Genomic DNA, 21,151 nt, shown 5'->3' with positions numbered 1-21,151 from the left:
CTCTTAGTCGTCCCTGTAACCGCCGCCTTGCCTTGATCGGCCATGATTTTCAAGAGATTCGGGCAGCCGAAAACACGGCACACCCCCATCCCCCAGGCGCGGTTGGGGCGGCTGTAGCGTTCCAATATAGGTTTTGCCAACAGCTATTTGGTGTTGGCTATGACAATTTGCCGCACTGCACTATGGGCGGCGCATGCGACTAGCCCTTTACCAGCCCGAAATTGCCGGAAATGTCGGAGCCATCCTGCGCCTCGCCGCATGCTTCGCGACGCCGGTGGATATCATCATGCCCTGCGGATTCGCCTTCTCCGACGCGCGCCTGAAACGGGCGGCGATGGATTATGGAAAGGCGGCGGATGTCGTAAAACACGCCAATTTCAGCGATTTCCGGGAGGATTGCGTCGCAAAGGGCCGCCGCATCGTGCTGCTGAGCAGCCATGCCTCCAGCCACCTGCCCGACACCCGCTTCCTGAACGACGACGTGCTCCTGATGGGGTCGGAGGGGGCGGGCGTGCCCGACGACGTGCGCGATATCGCCGACCTGCGCGTGCGGATTCCCATGGCGGCGGGTTTTCGGTCCTTGAACATCGCCGTGTCTGCGGGCATCGCGCTCAGCGAGGCTTTGAGACAGACGGGACAATATCCGCAATGATCACATTGGACGGGGAACAGAGCGAAGCGCGCGCCTGGTTCGAATCGCTGCGCACCCGAATCTGCACCGCCTTCGAGGAGATTGAGCGGGAAGCCGGGAGCGACGCCTCTTTCCTGTTCACCCCCTGGGACCGCGAGGCGGAGGGCATGGCGCCCGGCGAGGGCGGCGGCGGCGTGCGCGGCGTGATGAAGGGCAAGGTGTTCGAGAAGGTCGGCGTGAACGTCTCCACCGTCGGCGGCGTCTTTGCCCCGGAATTCGCCAAGACGATCCACGGCGCGGAGAATGATCCGCGCTTCTTCGCCACCGGAATCAGCCTAGTCGCCCATATGGCCAACCCGCATGTGCCCGCCGTCCATATGAACACGCGCTTTTTGGTGACGGAGAAGCGCTGGTTCGGCGGCGGCGCGGACCTGAACCCGCCGATTCCCTATGCCGAGGACACGGCGGATTTTCACGCGGCGTTCAAATCCGCCTGCGACGCCCATGACCCGTCCTATTATGACAAGTTCAAGGCGTGGGCCGACGACTATTTCTACATCCCGCATCGCAAGGTGCATCGCGGCGTCGGCGGCATATTCTACGATCATCTGACCGGCGATTTCGATGCGAACTTCGCCTTCACGAAAAGCGTGGGAGAGGCATTCCTCGCCGCCTTCCCGCCGATCGTCCGGCGCCGGATGAACAGCCCATGGACCGAAGCCGACAGGGCGCAGATGTTCGAATGGCGCGGGCGTTATGCGGAGTTCAACCTGGTCCATGACCGGGGCACGCTGTTCGGCCTCAAGACCGGCGGCAATATCGAGGCGATCCTGATGAGCCTGCCGCCGATGGCGAGCTGGAGCTGACCGCCCATGTCGCTGACCCCCGTCGATCCGCGCCAGATCGCGACGATCGTCACCCATCTGGAAATGCGCGAGAAGCCGCGGCCCGCACCGATGGCCACGTCCGCCCTGCGGCTGGTGCGCTGGCAGGAACCGGCGCTGGAGAAATATCGCGCCCTGTTCCGCCGCGTTGGGGAGCCGTGGATGTGGTTTTCCCGGCTGGTCATGCCGGACGCGCGGGTGACGGACATCATCCACGACCCGGCGGTCGAGATATATGCGGTGTGCGACCCCAAGGGGATAGAGGTCGGCATCATCGAGCTGGATTTCCGCCAGATGCCGGACTGCGAACTGTCCTTCTTCGGCCTGATCCCGGAACTTGCCGGAAAGGGTTTCGGGCGCTGGATGATGGCGCAGGCCAGGTCGCTGGCGTGGCGCAAGGGGGTGGAGCGTTTCTGGGTGCATACCTGCACCCTCGACGATCCCAGGGCGCTCGGCTTCTATATCAAGTCGGGCTTCACACCCTTTTACCGGGAAGTCGAGATATTCGACGACCCGCGCGTTTCGGGCCTGATGCCGCGCGAAGCGGCGCCGCATATCCCGATATTGGCGTGAAAGGGGCCGGCGCTCAGCCGTGCAGTTGCCGGTAGATGCGGGCGAGCATGACCTGCAGATAGACCTGGATCACCGCCGAACAGGCGGCGCCCGCCACATCGCCCGCCGCCTGCGCGGCGGCCGGTCCTCCGGCAAGACCGGCGATCACGCCGAATACAGCCTGCACCGCCATCTGAATGACGGACGAGATGATCAGAAGCACGGCGAGAAACGCGGCCAGCCGCCAGAAATGGCCGGAGGTCAACGCCCAGGCCGCTTTCAGGCTCTGCACAATGCCGCCCGGCCGGTCGATCACCACGGCGTTGAGCAGCAACAGCCGCGTCGCCAGATACAGCATGCCCAGCAAGGTGGCGACCGTCGCCAGGCGCATCGCGCCAGCCAGGCCGATCACCGCCGCCAGCAGGCCGGCGATCAGCGAGATGCCAAGCAGGGAGGCGGTTCCGACGATGAGCATCGCACCCAGCAGCACCGGCAGGCGTTGAACGCCCAGCCTGATCGCTTCGCCGACGCTGATTCCCGGCTTGAGCGCCAGGGCGAAGATGGTCAGCGACCCGGCAAGGGTGATGACCGCGGTGATCATCATGCCGAGTTTCACGGTTCCGGGCAGCGGCGGCATCTTCTGCCCCGGCGTCATCTGAAGAAATTCGGGCGGCATCATCTGGAACAGGATGGCGACCGGCACCGCGAGGAACAGCAGCGCCACGGGAAAGAGCAACTGCCCCTCCCGCTTGACGAAGGCGGTGCTTTCCTCCCACGCCTTGCCGATCGAGAGCGCAGCCATATCTTCCTTCCAGACCCTTTGCCGTCCCATTGCAGTCACGGGCGGCGTGAAGCGGCAGACTTGATCGCTCGCCTTTCCCAAGTCAAGGAAACGCCATGAACAGCATAGACGGTTTCGAATGGCGGCGGGACGAAGCGCAGGTGCCCTATCCAGAGGCGCTGGCGGACATGGAGGCGCGCGCCGCCGCCATCGCCGCGGGCGAGGCTTCCGAACGGATATGGCTGCTGGAGCATCCCCCGCTCTACACCGCCGGGACAAGCGCCGATCCGGCCGAGATGCTGGACAGGCGCTTTCCCGTCTATGACGCCGGGCGCGGCGGCCGCTACACCTATCATGGGCCGGGCCAGCGGGTCGGCTATCTGAGCATGAACCTCGCCACGCGCGGCAAGGACATCCGCAATTTCGTGCATAATCTGGAAGGCTGGGTGATCGACAGCCTGGCCGATTTCGACATCGCCGCGCGCCGGGCGGAAGGGCGGATCGGCATATGGACCGACGATCTGCAGGGCCGCGAGGCGAAGATCGGGGCGATCGGCGTGCGCGTGCGCAAATGGGTGACGCTGCATGGATTCTCAGTGAATGTCGCGCCGGACCTCACACATTTTGGAGGCATCATTCCCTGCGGAATCGCCGAATATCCCGTCACGAGCATGCAGGCTCTGGGCAAGGATATAGGGATGCGCGAATTCGATACGGCTCTGGAACGACATTTCCCCGCGTTCCTCGCACGGCTGGGCCGATGCGCGCGCGCGGCGTAAGCGAAGGCTTGCGTCCGGTTAACCTTTCCCGCATCTGGTTTTCAGTCAAAAGCGCATGACAAGCGCATAATCGGGTCCGTCATATTTGGAGATCAGGATGCGTTCATCCTCCACCGCCACCCGCCGCATGACCGGCGCCCTGTGCCTGGCAGCCGCGATGACGCTTTCGCTGGCGGCATGCAGCAAGGGCAATGAGGGCGGCAACGCCACGATTGCGATGAAGGATATGGAAGTGGTGGACGGCACCACGAGCGACGCCATGACCGACCTGGACGGCGTACGCACCGAGGGGACGGCGATGGCCCCGGTCGCGGCCAGCAACGCCACAGCGCCGCGGGCGGCGGCCGATAGCGACGCCAACAGCGCCGCCCCGGCGGAACAAAGCGCCGAAGTCGTTTCAGACCAATAACGACCCCCCGGTTCATCTCTCATACAGCGCGGTTCATCGACAAGCGGGGGCGGCGTCACACGCCCATGCTAAGCCGCACAACCCGCTACCCGAAGGGCCGCCGCCTCACCGGGTGCGGCAGCTCCGCCTTGTTTAAGGAAACGCGCACCGTGATCCGTTCCGCCCTCTGCCGGGTCGCCCTGACCGTCCTGCCATTAACCATGTTCGCGGCGCCCGCAAATGCGCAACTTTTCTGGAATCCGCCCGATCTTTCGACGCCGCCGGTGACTGGCGCGGAGCCTGACCTGAAGCTGGGCCTGCCGGGCGCGACGCCGGAGGAACTGCGCGCCGGGTTGGTGTGGAACCTGCGCGCCGCGCTCAATGTCGCGGCGCTGCAATGCGAGTTCGAGCCGACGCTGCTGACCCGCACCAATTACAACGCGATGATTGCGCATCATGACAGCGAACTGGCCAGCGCGCTGGAGACGCTCAACGGCTATTTCCAGCGGACCGTGGGCAAGGGCAAGGCCGGGCAGGCCGCGTCCGACCAATATGGCACGCGCATCTATTCCACCTACTCCACGGTGCAGGCGCAGCGCGGCTTCTGCCAGATCGCCGGGTCGATCGGCCGGGATGCGATCTTCGCGAATCGCGGGCATCTTTATGAGGTCGCGCAGAAGCGTATGGGCGAGCTGAAAAAGTCGCTGATCCTGTCGGGCGAGCAATATTTCGGCACGCCTGGATACAGCTTCCGCGCCAGCCTGCCGCCGCTCGACGACAAATGCTGGAAGGTGAACAAGAAGAAGGGCGACCTTCTGCTGTCCAGTTGCAAGGCGCGGTGGGAAGCGGAGGCGCAGGCGGCCAAGCCAACGGGCTGACCGCTCATCAAGAGGTCCCATTGGCGATAGTCCCATTGCCGTTCCGGCAAGTTGGGCGCAATATCCACATGCAGGAAGGCCCGCGATCATGGCCGGCCGCCCCCGGAGGATATGCCCATGCCCCATGCTTTCATCCGCACCGCAACGATCGCCCTGTTGCTGACCACCGCAAGCGCCGCGCCTGCGCAGCTTTCCGGCCTGGGCCAGTCGGGCCTGCTGGGCGCGATCCTGCCCAATGTCGCATCAGTGGGCGCTGGCAATGCCGCCGGCGTGATCGGCTATTGCCTGAAGAATAAATTTCTGGGCGGCACCAACGCCAAATCCGTGCTCGGCAAGCTGACCGGCCAGGGCGGCGTCAAATCGTCGGACGGCTATGCCAATGGCCAGAACGGCCTGTTGCAGATGGACGGCGGCTCCTCACTCTCCCTGGGGAGCCTGAAAGCGAAGGCGAAAGCGAAGGTATGCGACGTGGTTCTGCAGCACGCGCAGTCGTTTCTTTAGGATAACCTTCCGCAACCGTTCGGGCTGAGCCTGTCGAAGCCCTGCACTTCTCTTCAGGAAAGGGCAGCCCTTCGACAAGCTCAGGGCGAACGGAAGAGGGGGATATCTATCACCCTAACGGCACTCCACCGTTACATGCTCCAGCCCTGAAATATCCGACAGCGCCGTGCGAACCGCCTGCGCGTCGCCGCCGGGGACGCTGAGGATCGCGGCATGCGCTTCGGGGCCGATGCGCCAGACGTGCAGGTCCGCAATGGTCGCGCCGGTGCGCTCCGCCTTGGCGCGGATCGCCTCCAACAGCGCGTCGTCCGCCGTGTCGAGCAGCACCGCCGCCGAATCGCGCATCAACATCACGGACCAGCGCGCGATGAGGATGGCGCCCGCAAGGCCGGTCACCGCGTCCAGCCAGACCCAGCCCGTCATCCGCGCCGCCACCAGCGCGATGATCGCCATCGCCGATGTCACGGCGTCGGCCACCAGATGCAGATAGGCGGCGCGCAGATTATTGTCCTGACCCGCGACGCCGGGCGCATGATCATGGCTGTGCGCATGATTATGGTCATGCCCGTGATCATGATCGTCATGCGCGTGGCTGTGGCTGTGACCATGCCCCGGCCCGTGCACATGGCCGCCATCCTTCATCAGCAGCATGGCGCTGCCGACATTCACGACCAGGCCAAGGATGGCGACGATGATCGCCTCATCATAGCGCACGGTCAGCGGATAGATCAGCCGCAGGACCGCCTCCACCGCTATGCCGATGGCGGCGAGGCCAAGGATGATCGCCGAGGCGAAGGCCGCCAGATCCCCGACCTTGCCAGTGCCGAAGGTGAAGCGCGCATTATGAACGTGCCGCCGGGCATAGGCATAGGCGATGGCGGCCACCGCCAGCGCGCCCGCGTCAGTCGCCATGTGGAAGCCGTCAGCCAGCAGCGCCATCGACCCGGTGATCCATCCGGTGGCGATCTCCACAACCATCGCCAGCGCGTTCAGGATCATCACGATCCAGGTGCGCCGGGCGTTCCGGTCATGCGCCGAACCCAGATAGGCATGCTCATAATAGTGCCGGGGATGGCCCTTGCCCTGCTGCGCCATATTATTTCCCGTACCGCCGGATGAGGGCCAATAATTCCTCGGACGCCGCCGCCCGTTCGCCATCCGGGATGCCGGGCGGGGCCACATGCTCACGCACATGGCTTTCGATCAGTTCCTCCATCAACCCGCCAACCGCGCCGCGCACCGACGCGACCAGTTGCAGGGTCGCCGAACAGTCGGCATCCCCCTGCAACTGCCGTTCCACGGCGGCGACCTGCCCCGCGATGCGGCGAACCCGGTCCAGCAACTTCTGCCGGTCTGCAACAATATGCGCCATAGCATACCCCCCTACCCTATATGAGCGCATTGCTCAAGCCTCTATCCCCGCCGGGCCTGCGCGGCTAACGAGGGGGGCGTGAGCAACACCATTCCCTGCGATCTCGCCATTGTCGGCGGCGGACTGGCCGGCGGCCTGATCGCCCTCGCCTTCGCCGCGCGCAGGCCGGAGGCGCATGTCCTGCTGATCGAGGCCGGGCAGACGGTGGGCGGCAATCATGTCTGGTCCTTCTTTGACGGCGACGTCGCCGCAGCCGACCGGTGGCTAGTCGACCCGCTTGTCGCGCATCGATGGAATGCGGGGCATGACGTGCGCTTTCCCGGCATCGCGAGGACGCTTACCGCGCCCTATAACAGCATCACGTCGGAACGGTTCGACGCGCACCTGACCGCAGCGCTTGGCGACCGGATCATGCGCGCCATGGCGGTGAGCGATGTGGGACCGGGCAACGCCCTGCTGTCCGACGGGCGGATGGTCGTCGCCAAGGCGGTGGTCGATGCGCGGGGCGGTGGGGATTTGTCTGCGCTGTCCTGCGGCTGGCAGAAATTCGTGGGGCAGGAATTGCGCCTGGCCATTCCACATGGCCTGATCCGCCCCATCATCATGGACGCCACGGTGGAGCAGATCGACGGATACCGCTTCGTCTATGTGCTGCCGACCGGCAAGGATACGGTCTTTGTCGAGGATACCTATTATAGCGACGGACCCGAGCTGGATGCGGAAGCCATCCGCGGCCGGATCAACGCCTATGCCCGCGCGCAGGGGTGGCGGGTGGAGGCGGTGGAGCGCGAGGAGACGGGCGTGCTGCCAGTGGTGATGGGCGGCGATTTCGACCGTTTCTGGCCCGGTGATGCGATAGCCGCACGCGCCGGGGTCCGGGCCGGGCTGTTCCATCCGACCACTGGCTATTCCCTGCCCGATGCCTTGGCCTTCGCCACCTGGCTGGCAGAGGCGTGGCCGATGGACGGCGCGACGCTCGCCAAGGCAAGCCGCGCCCGCGCAAAGGCGCACTGGGCCAGGGGCGGATATTATCGCCTGCTCGACCGGATGCTGTTCCGCGCCGCAGAGCCGAAGGAGCGCTGGCGCATCTTCGCCCGCTTCTATGGCCTGTCCGAACCGCTGATCGGGCGCTTCTATGCCGGGCGCTCGACCGTATATGACCGGCTGCGCATCTTGTGCGGACGCCCCCCGGTGCCCATAAGGAGCGCCATGCGCGCGCTGACAGATAAGTCGATTACCGGCGGAACAAGGTCTTGACCAAAAAGGCGATCGTCATCGGCGCGGGCTTTGGCGGCCTTGCCCTGGCCATCCGCCTGCAGGCGGCGGGCGTCGAAACCACGCTGGTCGAGGCGCGCGACCGGCCGGGCGGGCGCGCCTATGTCTGGCACAGGGACGGGTTCACGTTCGACGCTGGCCCCACCGTCATCACCGATCCGCCCTGCCTTGCCGAGCTGTGGCGGCTGACCGGGCATGACATGGCCGACGATGTGAAGCTGATCCCGGTGTCGCCCTTCTACCGGCTCAACTGGCCGGACGGCACGAATTTCGACTATTCCAATGACGAAGTGGGCCTGCGCCGGGAGATCGGCAAGCTCGATCCCGCCGACATCGCCGGATATGAGCGGTTCATCGATTACAGCAAGGGCGTGTGCGAGGAGGGTTATCGCAAGCTCGGCTCCGTGCCCTTCCTCGACTTTGCGGCGATGGTGAAGGCGGGACCGGCCCTGGCCAAATATCAGGCGTGGCGGTCGGTCTATTCGATGGTCTCCAGCTTCGTGAAGAATGAGAAGCTGCGCGAGGCGCTATCCTTCCACACGCTGCTGGTCGGCGGCAACCCGATGAGCACCAGTTCGATCTACGCCCTTATCCACACGCTGGAGAAGGAGGGCGGCGTCTGGTTCGCGCAGGGCGGTACCAACCGGCTGGTCGCGGCGATGGCTACGCATTTCGAGCGGATCGGCGGCACATTGCGGCTGGGCGATCCGGTCGAGGAGATCGAGACGATCGGCGACCGCGCGACGGCGGTGCGGACCAAGGCGGGTTGGCGCGGCGAGGCGGACGCCGTCGCCAGCAATGCCGACCTGATGCACAGCTATGGCAAGCTGCTCAGCCATCATCCGCGCGGGCAGAAATATGCCGACAGCCTCAGCCGCAAGCGCTGGTCGCCCAGCCTGTTCGTCGTGCATTTCGGCATCAAGGGAAGCTGGCCGGGCATCCCCCACCATATGATCCTGTTCGGCCCGCGCTATGAAGGGTTGCTGACCGACATCTATCAGCATGGCGTGCTGGCCGGGGATTTCTCGCTCTATCTGCATCATCCGACCGTCACCGATCCAGCGATGGCGCCGGAGGGCTGCTCGACATTCTATGCGCTGGCGCCGGTGCCGCATATGGGCAAGCTGCCGATCGACTGGGACCGGGTCGGTCCGGGCTATGCCGAGCGTATATTGTCGGAGATCGAGCGGCGACTGATCCCCGACATTCGCGACCGCATCGTCACCCAGTTCCACTATGCCCCGCCGGACTTCGCCAGTGATCTGGGCGCGCATATGGGCAACGCCTTCAGCCTGGAGCCGCTGCTGACCCAGAGCGCCTTTTTCCGAGCGCATAATCGCGACGATGTGATCCCCAACCTCTATGTGGTGGGCGCAGGCACGCATCCGGGCGCGGGCATTCCGGGCGTGGTGGGCAGCGCGAAGGCGACGGCGACGCTGATGATGGAGGATCTGAGCCGATGACGAGATCCATGAGAAAGCCCCTCCCTGGAAGGGAGGGGATGGAAGAATGAAGCGCCTGGCGGTTTACTGCGGGTCGGCGACCCCGGCCGATCCCATCTATATCGAGTGCGCGCGGATGGTCGGGCGGACGCTGGCCGGACGCGGCATCGGTCTGGTCTATGGCGGCGGGCGGCTGGGCCTGATGGGCGCAGTGGCCGACGCGGCGCTGGAGGCGGGCGGCGAGGTGATCGGCGTGATCCCAGAAGCGCTGGTCAACGCCGAGGTCGCGCATCGCGGCTGCACGGAACTGCATGTCGTGGCGAACATGCACCAGCGCAAACAGCTTTTCACCGACCTGTCGGACGGGTTCGTCACCATTCCGGGCGGCGTCGGCACGATGGACGAACTGTGGGAAGCGGTGAGCTGGTCGCAGCTTGGCTATCATGACAAGCCGGTGGGGCTGCTGAATGCCGGGGGATATTACGACCATCTGATCGCGTTCAACCGGCACATGATCGAAACCGGCTTCATCCGGGCGCAGCATGCCGGGATTTTGATCCACGCCGACAATTTCGACACGCTGCTGGAGCGGATGGCGGCCTATGAGCCGCATGACACCATCTTCCGCATGAAGGCAGCAAACCTGTAATCCCCCTCCCGCTTGCGGGAGGGGTCAGGGGAGGGCATGTCGGCAGAGTGAGCAAGATTTCAGTCCCTCCCCCAACCCCTCCCGCAAGCGGGAGGGGGGCTTTAGTAGCCCATGCCCGCGAGAGCATCGCGCGTGGATCGAAATCCTTCGCCATGGCGTCGAAACTGTTCGACCCGGTGACGCGCGAACGGGCGTGGCTGCTCTATGGCTGGTGCCGCGCCTGCGACGATCTCGCCGATGGCCAGGATCATGGCGGGGCGATGCGCGCGGTCGCGGACGCACAGGTGCGGCTGTCGACCATCCGCACCCTGACCGATGCAGCCCTGCGCGGGGAAGCGACCGGCAATCCGGCATTTGAAGGCTTCGGCGTGGTCGCGGCCGAATGCCGCATCCCGCATCGCTTCGCCCATGACCTGATCGAAGGCTTCGCACTCGACGCGCGAGAATGGCGGCCGCGCACGCAGAACGACTTGCTGCAATATTGCTATCATGTCGCGGGGGCGGTCGGCCTGATGATGGCGGTGGTGATGGGCGTCGATCCGGCGGACGAGGCGACGCTGGACCGGGCATGCGACCTGGGCCTCGCCTTTCAGCTCGCCAATATCGCCCGCGACGTCAGCGAGGATGATGCGGCCGGGCGCTGTTACCTGCCGGTCGAATGGCTGGTCGAGATGGACATACCGCCCGGCGAAGTGATGAAGCCGTGGGTGCGGCCAAGGCTCGCGGTGCTCGGCAAGCGGCTGGCGGCGATGGCGGCGGCCCATGAGGAGAGCGCAAGGCACGGCACAGGGGCGCTGTCTTTCCGCTCCGCCTGGGCCGTGCTGGCGGCGGCGGGCATCTATGGCGACATCGCGCGGGAAGTGGCGCGGCGCGGAGAACATGCCTGGGACCGGCGGGTGATCACGCCGAAGCGGGAAAAGCTGGGCTGGGTGGCGCGGGCGTTCGGGCAGAGCGTAGGGCGGAAAGCGCGATGGCCGGAGGACGCAAGGCCGGTGGAATTATGGACGCGGCCGGGGCGGTGACGGTCATTCCGGATCGCTCGTAGTGTCGTGTTCCTGCGACCCGAAGGGCGGCGAAGCCAACGCAGGAGCACTAAGATCGACAGCCGGAATCTATCTCCCGGCAGAACCGCCCAATAGCTCCCGCGCGCGGGGTTGCAGCCGCTCCATGGCGGCGTCGTGGATGGCGGGCGCGCAGCACAGCACGCCGAAGGCCGTCGGCGTCTCCCGGTTGAAGGCGAGCCGCTGGCCCAGCGCGTCCGTAACGGCGGCCCCGGCCTCTTTCGCGATCAGCGCAGCGGCGGCGATGTCCCATTCATTGCCCCAGCGGATCGTCGCAACCAGATCGGCCTCGTCGGCGGCGACCATCGCCATGCGCAGCGCGATGCTGTTCGGGCGGGGAACAGGGGTCAGGTCGCGATCCGCCTTCGGCAATGTGTCAGCGGGGACCCGCGCGCCGGGCAGGCCGCTGCGGCGGCTGGCGGACAAGCGGTGGCCGTTGCGGGTCGCGCCCCGGCCGATCTCCGCGATCCATAATTCGTTGCGCGCCGGGGCGGCGAGGACGCCGAAGCGCGGCAGTCCCTGCTCGATCAGCGCCACCGACACCGCCCATCCCGGCCGGCCGCGCAGATAATCGCGCGTGCCGTCGATCGGATCGACCACCCACACCCGGTCAGCGCCGAGCCGGTGGTTGCTGTCCGCCGTCTCCTCCGACAGCCAGCCCGCGTCCGGGGCCAGTTCCGTCAGCGCCGCGCGCAGCATGCCATTCACTTCCAGATCCGCCTCGCACACCGGATGGCCGGGGACCTTTTCCCACTGCCGCACCTGCGTCCTGCCGCCAGCCCAGAGGGTCAGCGCATGGTCAGCAGCGGACGACACGACATCGACAAGCCTGCGGAGGGAGACGTCACCCACCAGCGATGGTCATCCCGTCGACACGAATGGTGGGGGCGTTGACGGCATAGCGGAAATGCAGGTCGTTCGCCGGGATCATCGCGCGGAACATATCCTTCAGATTCCCCGCAATCGTGATCTCCGCCACGGCCCGCACAACCGCGCCATTTTCAATCAGGAAGCCGGATGCGCCACGGCTGTAATCGCCGGTGACGCCGTTGACGCCCATGCCGATCAGTTCAGTGACGTAAAGGCCGCGCTTCACATCCGCCATCAGGTCGCCGGGCGTGATCTTGCCCGGTTCCATGTGCAGGTTGCTGGCCCCCGCCCCCGGCGCGCCGCCAACGCCGCGGCTGGCGTGACCGGTCGGCTCCAGCCCAAGCTGCCGCGCCGACGCGCTGTCGAGCAGCCAGCCGGTGAGAACGCCCTTGTCGATGATCGCGCGGCTCTTGGTCGGCAGGCCCTCTCCGTCGAACGGGCGGGAGCGCAGGCCGCGCGGGCGGTGCGGATCGTCCATGATCGTGACGCTGGAATCGAAAATCTGATCCCCCAGGCTGTCCAGCAGGAAGCTCGACCGGCGGGCGATGCTGGGGCCGAGGATCGCGCCGAGCAAGTGCCCGATCAGGCTGGACGCCACGCGCGGATCGAAGATCACCGGCATGGCGCAGCTTTCGATCTTCACGGGGTTGAGGCGCGCGACCGCGCGGTGGCCCGCGCGATGGCCGATCGCCTCCGCCTCATCCAGATCCTCCAGATGGCGGACGCTATGGCTGGCATGGTCGCGCTGCATCGCCGACCCTTCGCCCGCAAGCACGCTGGTGAAGGTGCCATGAGAGGTGGCGGCATAGCCGCCCGCAAAACCGTGGCTGGTGGCGAGCGCGATCTGCGTCCGGCCGCTGGATGCGCCCGCGCCCTCGCTATTGGTGATGCCGGGGACCGAGCGGGCGGCGTCCTCCGCCTCCTCCGCCCGCGCGCGCAGGGCCGCGGGTTCGGGATCGCTGTCGTCAGCGAGATCGAGCAAGGCGGGCCGCTTGCGCAGCAGCCTGTCCTCCGGCGCGAGGCCGGCAAAGGCGTCCTCCGGCGCTTCCCGCGCCATCGCGACCGCGCGCTCGACCAGCGAATTGAGGCTGGCGGGGTTCATGTCGGACGCGGAGACCGTCGCCGACCGCTGGCCGACAAATACGCGCAGGCCGATCTCCTCACCCTCCGACCGGTCGACATCCTCCAGCGCGCCAAGGCGCACGGACACCTGCGTCGAGGCGTTGCAGACATAGATCGCATCGGCGGCGTCAGCCCCCGACTTCCGGGCGGCGGCAACGAGATTTTCGGCGCGATCCTGCGCTTCTTCTAGGGTCAGCATTGGAGGAAAGGGACTCGCTATCGGGGAAAGCCCTGCGCCTTACCCCTGTGGTGACTGTGGCGCAATGTGCGGGGCAGGCCCCGATAGATGGGGTCAGCCCCCGACTTTTTCCAGCCAGTGCAGAAACAGGTGATGGGCAACGGCCATGACCGGCGGCGCAAGGAAGGGCGCATCGGGATCGCCGTTCAGCGACGCGCGCACGCCAGCGGCGTCGACCCAGAAGGCATCCTCTATCTCCGTTTCGTCCAGCGTCAGCCTGTCGTCCACCGCCTGCGCCATGCAGGCGACCATCAGCGAGGAGGCGAAGGGCCAGGGCTGGCTCATCACATAGCTGACATCGGAGACGCGAATGCCCGCCTCCTCCCACAATTCGCGGGCGACCGCCTCCTCCAGCGTCTCGCCCGGCTCGACGAAGCCGGCCAGCGCAGAGTAACGGCCCGGCGGCCAGCGATGCTGCCGCCCGATCAGCACCTTATCGCCATATTCGGCCAGCATGATCGTGACCGGATCGACGCGAGGGAAATGTTCGGCGGAACAGTCCAGCCCCTTATGATCCAGGCATTTGCGCGCCCAGCCCGCCTTGTGCATGCCCGTCTCGCCGCCGCAGACCGCGCAGAAGCCATGCCGCGCATGCCAGTCGACCAGGCTGCGCGCGGTGCCATAGATCGCCAGCGCATTGGCGGACAGATGGGGCGCGACCTCCCACACCTTGGGCGAGAAATTCGCGGCGTGCGGCGCGGCGGGGTTCATCCGCACGAACAGCGGGCCATTATCATCCTGTCCCAGCAGGATGAAGTCCGCCGGGTCGGAACCGGATGGCAGCGGTTCGATGGCCAGCGTGTCGCCCGCCACCACGGGGTCAAGGCCATCGAGCGCCAGCACCCCGGCGCGCGGATCGGCAAAGGCCCTCGCCAGCAGGGCGGGATCGCTGCGTATCTGGTCGGCGCGGTCAAGCGTGCCGCCGACAAATCCGGGCCTTGGCCCCGGTTTCGGCTTCGCAACATCTATCAGGGGCAAGGAAGTTCCTCTCTCATTGCGGCGGCTGCAACCTTGCCGAACAGGGTGGGCAGCCCCGCCGACGCCAGATCGGCTTTCGGCCACCATTCCCCGTCCCGCCCCGCCATGCAATCCCTTTCGGCGCGGACGGTGTGAACCGTGAGGGCAAGCGAGAAATGGGTGAATATATGAACGACCGGATCGGACAGGGCCGTCCAGCGCCCGGCAAAGGGATAGTCCGGGGGACTGTCGCCTTCCCCGCCCCCCGCAACACGCCACACCGATGTCGGCACGCCGCGCATGCCGCCAAGCAGGCCCTTGTCCGGCCGCCGTTCCAGCCAGACATCGCCGCCATTTTCGATCCACCAGGCATGGCCGGTGCGGTGCGGCTTCGCCTTTTTCGCGGCCTTGACCGGGAAGGCGGCGGGGTCGGCGGTGCGGAAGGCGGCGCAATCCTCCCGCAACGGACAGATGCCGCAGGCGGGCTTGCGCGATGTGCAGATGGTCGCGCCCAGATCCATCATCGCCTGGGTGAAGTCGCCCGCCCGCGCATCCGGCGTGATGCCGTCGGCGGCCGCGTCGATTTCGCGCCTGCCGCCAGGCAGCGGCGTATCGATAGCGAACAGCCGCGCCACGACCCGCTCCACATTGGCGTCCACCGCCACCGCCCGCCTGCCGAACGCGATCGCCGAAATGGCGGCGGAGGTATAGGCGCCGACGCCGGGCAGGCTGCGCAGCGTGTCCGCGTCCGGCGGGAACGCGCCGTCATGATCGCGCACCACCGCCCGCGCGCAGGCGATCAGGTTGCGGGCGCGCGCATAATAGCCAAGGCCCGCCCATGCGGCCATCAGCTCCGCCTCGTCGGCCGCCGCCAGCGCGGACACGTCGGGCCAGCGGGTCGTGAATTTCTGAAAATAGGGGATGACCGCCGCAACCGTCGTCTGCTGCAACATGATCTCCGACAGCCAGACGCGATAGGGGTCGGTCGCATTGGCCCCCGGCGGGGCGCGCCATGGGAGCGTGCGGGCGTGCCGGTCATAATGAGCGAGCAGTTTTCCGGCGATCTGTTTTTCAGGGATCAGCTTTTCGGATGAGGCTGTCAGCTTGCTATCGACGGGCATGGCCACCCTATGCCATTAACCACCGCATGACGGAACGCCCGGCCCCCGCAAAAAACAGCAAGAAGGTTGCGCCCGAAGAACGGCCGCGCGTGGGCGCGCCCCGCGCCATAGCCGACCTGATGCCGGACATCGGCCGCGCGGCGTTCCGCAAGTTCGGTTTTGTCCAGTCGAGCGTCGTCACCCGCTGGCCCGATATTGTCGGCGCGAAATATGCCGGAGTCTCCGCGCCCGAATCAATCCGCTTCCCCGCCGGGCAGAAAGCGGGCGGGACGCTGCACCTGATCGTCGCCAGCGGCTTCGCGCCGATGATGCAGCATGTCCTGCCGGAGATTATGGAGCGGGTGAACCGCTTCTTCGGCTATGCCGCCGTGGCCAAGGTCGCGATGCGGCAGGGCGAAGTGGCCCCCGCCGTAACCGAACGCGCCCCGCCGCCGAAGAATCTGAAACCCGTGCCGGTGGAGCTGGGCGATTCACTGCGCGACATCGGCGATCCCGAATTGCGCGCGGTGCTCGAATCGCTGGCGCAGGGCCTTGCCAATTCCAGCGGTTTGCCCAAGATCGGTTGACCCGAAAGACGAAGAAAAGACAGCCCATGCATTTCAAGCGCGCCCTCCCCATCGGTATCGCCATTGCCCTTTCCATCCCCGCCGCCGCATTCGCCGCGAAGGCGGTCGACTGGACCAACCGGGTCGTGCTCTCCAGCGTCGGCGGGCACCTGACGGGCAATCCCGCCGCGCCGACCAAGCTGATCGAATATATCAGCTACACCTGCAGCCATTGCGCGCATTTTGTGGCGGAGGGCACGGGACCGCTGAAAACCGGCTGGGTGAAATCCGGCAAGGTCAGCGTCGAGATCCGCAACGCCGTGCGCGACAAATATGACCTGACCGCCGCCCTGCTCGCCCGATGCGGCGGCAAGGACAAGTTTCTGGGCAATCATGAGGCGCTGTTCGCCAACCAGAGCGCCTGGATGACGCAGCTCATCGCCTATGACCAGCAGCAGCCCAAGCCGACGGAGGAACAGGCCGCGCTGAAGGAGATCGCCGAAAAGACCGGCTTGATCACCCTGATGTCCAAGCGCGGTTTCACTCCCGCGCAGCTCAACGCCTGCCTTGCCGACCCGGCGGCGATGAAAACGGTGCTGGCGATGACGCAGGATGCCTGGAGCACGCAGAAGATCACCGGCACCCCCTCCTTCCTGATGAACGGCAAACTGGTCGAGGCGCATGACTGGAATGCGCTGAAAGCCGCATTGCCCGCCCCCGCCAAGTGATTTAGACCGCCCCGAACGCCCCCAACAAGACGGTATCCCCCATGAAACTGCTCCCCGCCTTCTCCCTCGCCGCCATTGCCCTGTCGCTTGCTTCGTGCGGCGGCAAGGAGGGGGACAACGCCTCCGCCCCCAGCGGCGAGCCGGTCGCCGCCGTCCCGGCGCCCGCGGGCACGACATGGGCCGACACCATCTCGACCAACGCCGATGGCGGTTTCATCATGGGCAACCCCAATGCCGCGATCAAGGTGACGGAATTCGCATCCTACACCTGCAGCCATTGCAAGGATTTCGCCACCGAATCCGCCGAGCCGATGAAGGAGCTCGTGAACAGCGGCAAGGTCAGCTACGAATTGCGCAGCTATGTGCGCGACCCGATGGACATGGCGATGGCGCTGCTGGTCCGGTGCAGCGGCAAGGAAGCCTTCTTCCCCCTGAGCGATCAGTTCTTCGGCAATCAGGCGGCGATGTTCGAGAAGATCCAGGCGCTGGGCGACCAGCAATATCAGGCGATCATGTCGCAGCCGCCCGAAACCCGCTTCATCAGCCTGTCGAACGCAGCGGGCTTCATCGATTTCGTCAAGCAGCGCGGCATTTCCGAGGATCAGGCCAAGCAGTGCCTGGCCAATCAGGACGAGGTGAAAAAGCTGGCCAAGGGCGTCGAGGACGCAACGGCGAAATATAACATTACCGGCACGCCGACACTGCTGATCAACGGCCGGGTCATCGAGAATACGACGACCTGGGACGTGATGCGCGGCAAGATCAAGGAAGCAGGGGCCTGATTGGCGCGGGGGGCGGACAGCTTCCTGACTGACGCCCCGCTGGTTTGCGGGCGGGGCGAGCGCGGGCGGGGCAAGTTCGCATCGGGCGCGCCATGCAGATAAGGCGGCTCAAGCTCTCCGGCTTCAAGAGCTTCGTCGATCCGGCCGAGTTGCGGATCGAGCCGGGGCTGACCGGCATTGTCGGTCCCAATGGCTGCGGCAAGTCCAACCTGCTGGAAGCGATCCGCTGGGTGATGGGCGAATCCAGCGCCAAATCCATGCGCGGCGGCGGCATGGAGGATGTGATCTTCGCGGGCACCGCCACCCGGCCGCAGCGCGATTTCGCCGAAGTCTCCCTGCTGACGATACAGGAGCAGGGTGAGCTTTTCCCGTCCGTCGAAGTGGGCGCCGACGGCGAACTGGAAGTCATGCGGCGGATCGAGCGCGGCACGGGCAGCGCCTACCGCGCCAATGGCCGGGACGTACGCGCCAAGGATGTCGGCCTGATCTTCGCCGACGCCGCCACCGGCGCGCACAGCCCGGCGCTGGTCAGCCAGGGCAAGATCGCCGCCGTCATCGCCGCCCGCCCGCAGGAGCGGCGCGCCATGCTGGAGGAAGCCGCCGGGATCGCCGGCCTGCATGTCCGCCGCAAGGATGCCGAGCAGAAATTGCGCGCGGCCGAGGCGAACCTGGCCCGGCTGGACGACATATTGACCGACATGGACGCGCGCGCCAACGCGCTGCGGCGGCAGGCGAAGGCGGCGGAGCGCTATACCCGCCTGTCCAGCGACATCCGGCTGGCGGAGGGGCGCGCCATCTTCGCCCGCTGGCGCGAGGCCGCCGCCGCCGCCGATGCCGCCCGCGCGGAGGCCAAGGCGGCCGAACAGGCGGTGATCGACGCGCGCGAGGCGCAGGAGGCCGCCGCCGCCTATGCCCGCGCCGCCGTCGATGCGCTGGCCGGACGGCGGGCGGAGGCGCAGACCGCGCGCGAGGCGGCGAGCGAGGCCGGTCATCGGCTGACGGCCATGACGGCGGAGCGGACGGCGGCCGTGCAGCGCCTGGCCGACCTGTCCGCGCAGGCCGACCGCCTGATCGAGGACCGGGCGCGCGAGGGGTCGCTGGCCAATGACGCGGCGGAGGCTATCGAGCGGCTGACGGCCGAGGCGGCGGCCCTGAAGAAGCGGATCGCGGAAACCGAGGCGGGCCGTCCGCATTTCGCCGAACGCATGATGCAGGCGGAGAGCGCCGCGCGGGATGCCGAACTGGAACTGGCCAAGGCCATGGCCAAGCAGGCGGGCGAACAGGCCGAACTGCGCGTTGCCGAAGCCGCGCTGGTATCGGCGCGCAGCCGCCTGGAACGGGTGGAGCGCGAGGTCGCGCGGCTGGAGGGAGAGCGCAAGACCCTGCCCGATGAGGAGCCTTTGAAGGCGAAGCAGGCCGAGGCGCTTGCCGGACAGCAGGCTGCGCAAACCGACCGGGAAAGCGCGGAGGCGGCGATTGCGGAGGCGGAGGCCGCGCGGCAGGCGGCGGCCGAGGCGCGCGCCGCATCGGAATCCGCCCTCTCCTCCGCACGGGCGGCGCTGGCGGCGATCGACAGCGAGATGGCGGCGCTGCGCAAGGCGGTGGACATGGGATCGGGCAAGGGCCGTGCGCTCGACCGGCTGAAAGCGGCGCCGGGATATGAGCGCGCGCTGGCGGCTGCGCTGGGCGACGATCTGGAGGCGGCGGTCGGCGCGGAGGGCAAGCGCCGCTGGGCGGGGGCCGCGCCGCTGGACGGCGACCCGGCGCTCCCGCCCGGCTGCACCCCGCTCAGCGCCCATGTCACCGCCCCGGCCGAACTGGCGCGCCGGCTGGCGCAGGTCGCGGTGGCGGAGGCCGATACGGGCGCTCCGCTCGCGGTCGGCCAGCGCCTCGTCACCCTGTCCGGCGAACTTCGCCGCTGGGACGGCTATGTCGCGATAGAGGGCGGAGCGGCGGCGGCGGAACGGCTGATCCGCCTCAACCGGCTGGAGGCGATTGAGCAGGCACGTCCCGCCCTCGCAGCGGCGGTGGAGGATGCGCAGACGGCGCTGACAGGCGCGGACCAGGCGGGCAAGGCTGCGGCGGAGCGGCTGGCGGTAGCGCGCAATGCGCTGGCCGGGGCGGACCAGCGGCTGCGCACATCGCTGCGCGCGGCGGATGAGGCAGCAGGCGCGCTCGAACGGCTCAGCGAACGGCGCGCGGCGCTGGAGGGCCGCATCGCCGAGACGGACAAGGATTTCCAGGCGGCAATGGCCGACCATCGCGCGGCGGAAGAAACGCGCGCCGCCATCCCCGACGGCGGCGAGGTGCGCGCCCTGGTCGCGGCGTTATCCCAGGCCAGCGACAAGGCCCGCGCCGCCGCCAGCCAGTTGCAGGCCGATCAGGCGCTCACCGACCGCGCGCTGGCCGCCGACCGAGAGCGGCAAAGCGCCGCCGAAGCGGAAGTGCGAAGCTGGCGCGGACGCGCGGGCGAGGCGGCCAAGCGCATCGCCGGCATGGCCCAGCGCGAGGAGACCATCGCCACCGAACGGGCCGCGCTGCACGACAAGCCGGACGCGCTGGCGGCGGAGATCGCCGGACTGACCGAGGGCAATGCAAAGCTGTCCGAAGCGGCCGCCATCGCCCAGACCGCCGAGCGCGAGGCCGAGGCTGCGCTGCGCACGGCCGAGGCGCAATCCAACGCCACGACAGAGGCATCCTCCCGCGCCCGCGAGGCACGCGCCGCCGCATCCGCCCGCGCCGACGCCGCCGACGAACGCCGGGTCGAGACCGGCCGCCTGTCCGGCGAACGCTTCGAATGCCCGCCGCCGGTCCTCCCCGAAAAGCTCGGCTTTGACAGCGCACAGGTCCGCATCGCGCAGACCGAGCAGGCGGAAATGGAACGGCTGACCGCAGAGCGCGAGCGCATCGGGCCGGTCAATCTGGTCGCCGCGCAGGAACTGGCGGAGCTGGAGGGCGATCAGGAAAGGAGCCGCGCCGAGAGCGAGGAACTGACCCAGGCGATCAACCGGCTGCGCGGATCGATCGGCAGCCTGAACCGGGAGGGGCGGCAGCGCCTGATTGCGGCGTTCGAGGCGGTCGACGGCCATTTCCGCCGCCTGTTCACCACCCTGTTCAATGGGGGCCAGGCGCATCTGGAGCTGATCGATAGCGACGATCCGCTGGAGGCGGGGCTGGAGATCATGGCCCAGCCGCCGGGGAAGAAGCTGTCCGCCCTGACGCTGCTGTCCGGCGGAGAGCAGGCACTGACGGCCGTCGCCCTGATCTTCGGCCTGTTCCTCACCAACCCCGCGCCGATCTGCGTGCTGGACGAAGTCGACGCGCCGCTCGACGACGCCAATGTGGAGCGCTTCTGCGACCTGCTCGACCGCATGGTGGAGGACACCAAGACCCGTTACCTGATCGTCACCCATAATGCCGTGACGATGGCCCGCATGCATCGCCTGTTCGGCGTGACGATGGTGGAGCGCGGCGTCAGCCGTCTGGTATCGGTGGACCTTGGCGGCGCGGAGGAATTGCTCGCGGCGGAGTAGTTTTTGTAACTACAATAATTGACCGTGGGATGTGAGGACGGGCCTGTCCGGTTGAACGGAAA

At 67.1% G+C, this 21,151-nt stretch carries 22 protein-coding genes; 15 read left to right on the top strand and 7 right to left on the bottom strand.

What is annotated here, in order from left to right; all coding sequences use genetic code 11:
• Positions 1-193 precede the first annotated feature (193 nt).
• The 3 genes from KFK14_RS02780 to KFK14_RS02770 are packed head-to-tail and all read left to right on the top strand — an operon-like array spanning position 194 to position 2,088.
• Positions 194-652 carry a tRNA (cytidine(34)-2'-O)-methyltransferase gene (locus KFK14_RS02780; RefSeq protein ID WP_212609793.1) on the top strand — a complete coding sequence of 153 codons (459 nt, stop codon included), beginning with the start codon at positions 194-196 and terminating at the stop codon, positions 650-652.
• Positions 649-1,497 (top strand): oxygen-dependent coproporphyrinogen oxidase, encoded by an 849-nt coding sequence (gene hemF / locus KFK14_RS02775; protein ID WP_212609792.1) that lies wholly within the window; start codon positions 649-651, stop codon positions 1,495-1,497. The genes KFK14_RS02780 and hemF overlap by 4 nt, the downstream gene beginning before the upstream one ends.
• Positions 1,498-1,503: 6 nt before the next feature.
• Positions 1,504-2,088 (top strand): GNAT family N-acetyltransferase, encoded by a 585-nt coding sequence (locus KFK14_RS02770; RefSeq protein ID WP_212609791.1) that lies wholly within the window; start codon positions 1,504-1,506, stop codon positions 2,086-2,088.
• Positions 2,089-2,101: 13 nt separating this feature from the next.
• Here the strand turns inward: KFK14_RS02770 and KFK14_RS02765 are convergent, their stop codons facing one another.
• Positions 2,102-2,869 carry a DUF7847 domain-containing protein gene (locus tag KFK14_RS02765; RefSeq protein ID WP_070157652.1) on the bottom strand — a complete coding sequence of 256 codons (768 nt, stop codon included), beginning with the start codon at positions 2,867-2,869 and terminating at the stop codon, positions 2,102-2,104.
• Positions 2,870-2,964: 95 nt separating this feature from the next.
• Here KFK14_RS02765 and lipB point away from each other — a divergent pair, with 95 nt between their 5' ends.
• The 4 genes from lipB (at position 2,965) to KFK14_RS02745 (ending at position 5,394) form a co-directional block, all read left to right on the top strand.
• Complete coding sequence (gene lipB, locus KFK14_RS02760) at positions 2,965-3,627, top strand: lipoyl(octanoyl) transferase LipB (protein ID WP_212609790.1); 663 nt, start codon at positions 2,965-2,967, stop codon at positions 3,625-3,627.
• Positions 3,628-3,724: 97 nt separating this feature from the next.
• A complete protein-coding gene (locus tag KFK14_RS02755; RefSeq protein ID WP_343227785.1) occupies positions 3,725-4,036 on the top strand; it encodes a hypothetical protein in 312 nt (103 codons plus the stop codon).
• Positions 4,037-4,236: 200 nt separating this feature from the next.
• Entirely contained in the window at positions 4,237-4,893 is a 657-nt protein-coding gene (locus tag KFK14_RS02750) for a hypothetical protein (RefSeq protein ID WP_246525013.1), read from the top strand.
• Between the two features lie 117 nt (positions 4,894-5,010).
• A complete protein-coding gene (locus KFK14_RS02745) occupies positions 5,011-5,394 on the top strand; it encodes a DUF2501 domain-containing protein (protein ID WP_212609788.1) in 384 nt (127 codons plus the stop codon).
• 114 nt (positions 5,395-5,508) lie between these two features.
• On the opposite strand, the gene dmeF is transcribed toward KFK14_RS02745, so the two are convergent.
• Together dmeF and KFK14_RS02735 are read right to left on the bottom strand one after the other, a co-directional pair.
• A complete protein-coding gene (gene dmeF / locus KFK14_RS02740) occupies positions 5,509-6,489 on the bottom strand; it encodes a CDF family Co(II)/Ni(II) efflux transporter DmeF (protein WP_212609787.1) in 981 nt (326 codons plus the stop codon).
• Position 6,490: 1 nt separating this feature from the next.
• A complete protein-coding gene (locus tag KFK14_RS02735; protein WP_070157647.1) occupies positions 6,491-6,766 on the bottom strand; it encodes a metal/formaldehyde-sensitive transcriptional repressor in 276 nt (91 codons plus the stop codon).
• Positions 6,767-6,844: 78 nt separating this feature from the next.
• Here KFK14_RS02735 and crtY point away from each other — a divergent pair, with 78 nt between their 5' ends.
• The 4 genes from crtY to KFK14_RS02715 all read left to right on the top strand — a co-directional run bounded on the left by crtY (position 6,845) and on the right by KFK14_RS02715 (position 11,154).
• Positions 6,845-8,023: a lycopene beta-cyclase CrtY gene (gene crtY, locus KFK14_RS02730; protein WP_212609786.1), complete on the top strand. Its 1,179-nt coding sequence runs from the start codon at positions 6,845-6,847 to the stop codon at positions 8,021-8,023.
• Entirely contained in the window at positions 8,020-9,504 is a 1,485-nt protein-coding gene (locus tag KFK14_RS02725) for a phytoene desaturase (RefSeq protein WP_070157645.1), read from the top strand. Before crtY ends, KFK14_RS02725 begins: the two co-directional genes overlap by 4 nt.
• Before the next feature lie 46 nt (positions 9,505-9,550).
• The gene (locus KFK14_RS02720) at positions 9,551-10,132 is read left to right on the top strand and encodes an LOG family protein (protein WP_212609785.1); all 582 of its coding nucleotides are present in this window, start codon (positions 9,551-9,553) and stop codon (positions 10,130-10,132) included.
• A gap of 125 nt (positions 10,133-10,257) precedes the next feature.
• Positions 10,258-11,154: a phytoene/squalene synthase family protein gene (locus KFK14_RS02715; RefSeq protein WP_281417185.1), complete on the top strand. Its 897-nt coding sequence runs from the start codon at positions 10,258-10,260 to the stop codon at positions 11,152-11,154.
• 90 nt (positions 11,155-11,244) lie between these two features.
• Here KFK14_RS02715 and KFK14_RS02710 read toward each other — a convergent pair whose 3' ends face one another.
• From KFK14_RS02710 to mutY, 4 genes are all read right to left on the bottom strand, one after another.
• Positions 11,245-12,045 (bottom strand): 3'(2'),5'-bisphosphate nucleotidase CysQ, encoded by an 801-nt coding sequence (locus KFK14_RS02710; RefSeq protein ID WP_425516650.1) that lies wholly within the window; start codon positions 12,043-12,045, stop codon positions 11,245-11,247.
• Positions 12,038-13,384, bottom strand: coding sequence for a TldD/PmbA family protein (locus tag KFK14_RS02705; protein ID WP_212609784.1), 1,347 nt, complete (start codon positions 13,382-13,384; stop codon positions 12,038-12,040). Before KFK14_RS02705 ends, KFK14_RS02710 begins: the two co-directional genes overlap by 8 nt.
• A gap of 93 nt (positions 13,385-13,477) precedes the next feature.
• The gene (nudC, locus tag KFK14_RS02700) at positions 13,478-14,392 is read right to left on the bottom strand and encodes an NAD(+) diphosphatase (protein WP_246525011.1); all 915 of its coding nucleotides are present in this window, start codon (positions 14,390-14,392) and stop codon (positions 13,478-13,480) included.
• Positions 14,392-15,501 carry an A/G-specific adenine glycosylase gene (gene mutY, locus KFK14_RS02695; RefSeq protein ID WP_212609782.1) on the bottom strand — a complete coding sequence of 370 codons (1,110 nt, stop codon included), beginning with the start codon at positions 15,499-15,501 and terminating at the stop codon, positions 14,392-14,394. The genes nudC and mutY overlap by 1 nt, the downstream gene beginning before the upstream one ends.
• Positions 15,502-15,527: 26 nt before the next feature.
• On the opposite strand from mutY, the gene KFK14_RS02690 reads away from it, so the two are divergent.
• The 4 genes from KFK14_RS02690 to KFK14_RS02675 all read left to right on the top strand — a co-directional run bounded on the left by KFK14_RS02690 (position 15,528) and on the right by KFK14_RS02675 (position 21,089).
• On the top strand, positions 15,528-16,067 hold the full coding sequence (locus tag KFK14_RS02690) for a DUF721 domain-containing protein (RefSeq protein ID WP_212609781.1): 540 nt from the start codon (positions 15,528-15,530) through the stop codon (positions 16,065-16,067).
• Between the two features lie 26 nt (positions 16,068-16,093).
• Positions 16,094-16,774 carry a DsbA family protein gene (locus tag KFK14_RS02685; RefSeq protein WP_212609780.1) on the top strand — a complete coding sequence of 227 codons (681 nt, stop codon included), beginning with the start codon at positions 16,094-16,096 and terminating at the stop codon, positions 16,772-16,774.
• 41 nt (positions 16,775-16,815) lie between these two features.
• Positions 16,816-17,556 carry a DsbA family protein gene (locus KFK14_RS02680; RefSeq protein WP_212609779.1) on the top strand — a complete coding sequence of 247 codons (741 nt, stop codon included), beginning with the start codon at positions 16,816-16,818 and terminating at the stop codon, positions 17,554-17,556.
• Between the two features lie 92 nt (positions 17,557-17,648).
• Positions 17,649-21,089, top strand: a complete 3,441-nt coding sequence (locus KFK14_RS02675) for an AAA family ATPase (protein ID WP_212609778.1) — start codon at positions 17,649-17,651, stop codon at positions 21,087-21,089.
• The last annotated feature ends 62 nt before the right edge of the window (positions 21,090-21,151 follow it).

It is taken from the genome of Sphingobium phenoxybenzoativorans, assembly GCF_018286635.1.
Classification (GTDB): domain Bacteria; phylum Pseudomonadota; class Alphaproteobacteria; order Sphingomonadales; family Sphingomonadaceae; genus Sphingobium; species Sphingobium phenoxybenzoativorans.
The sequence above is the reverse complement of the archived record's forward strand: the minus strand, read 5'-3'. Positions and strand labels throughout refer to the sequence as shown.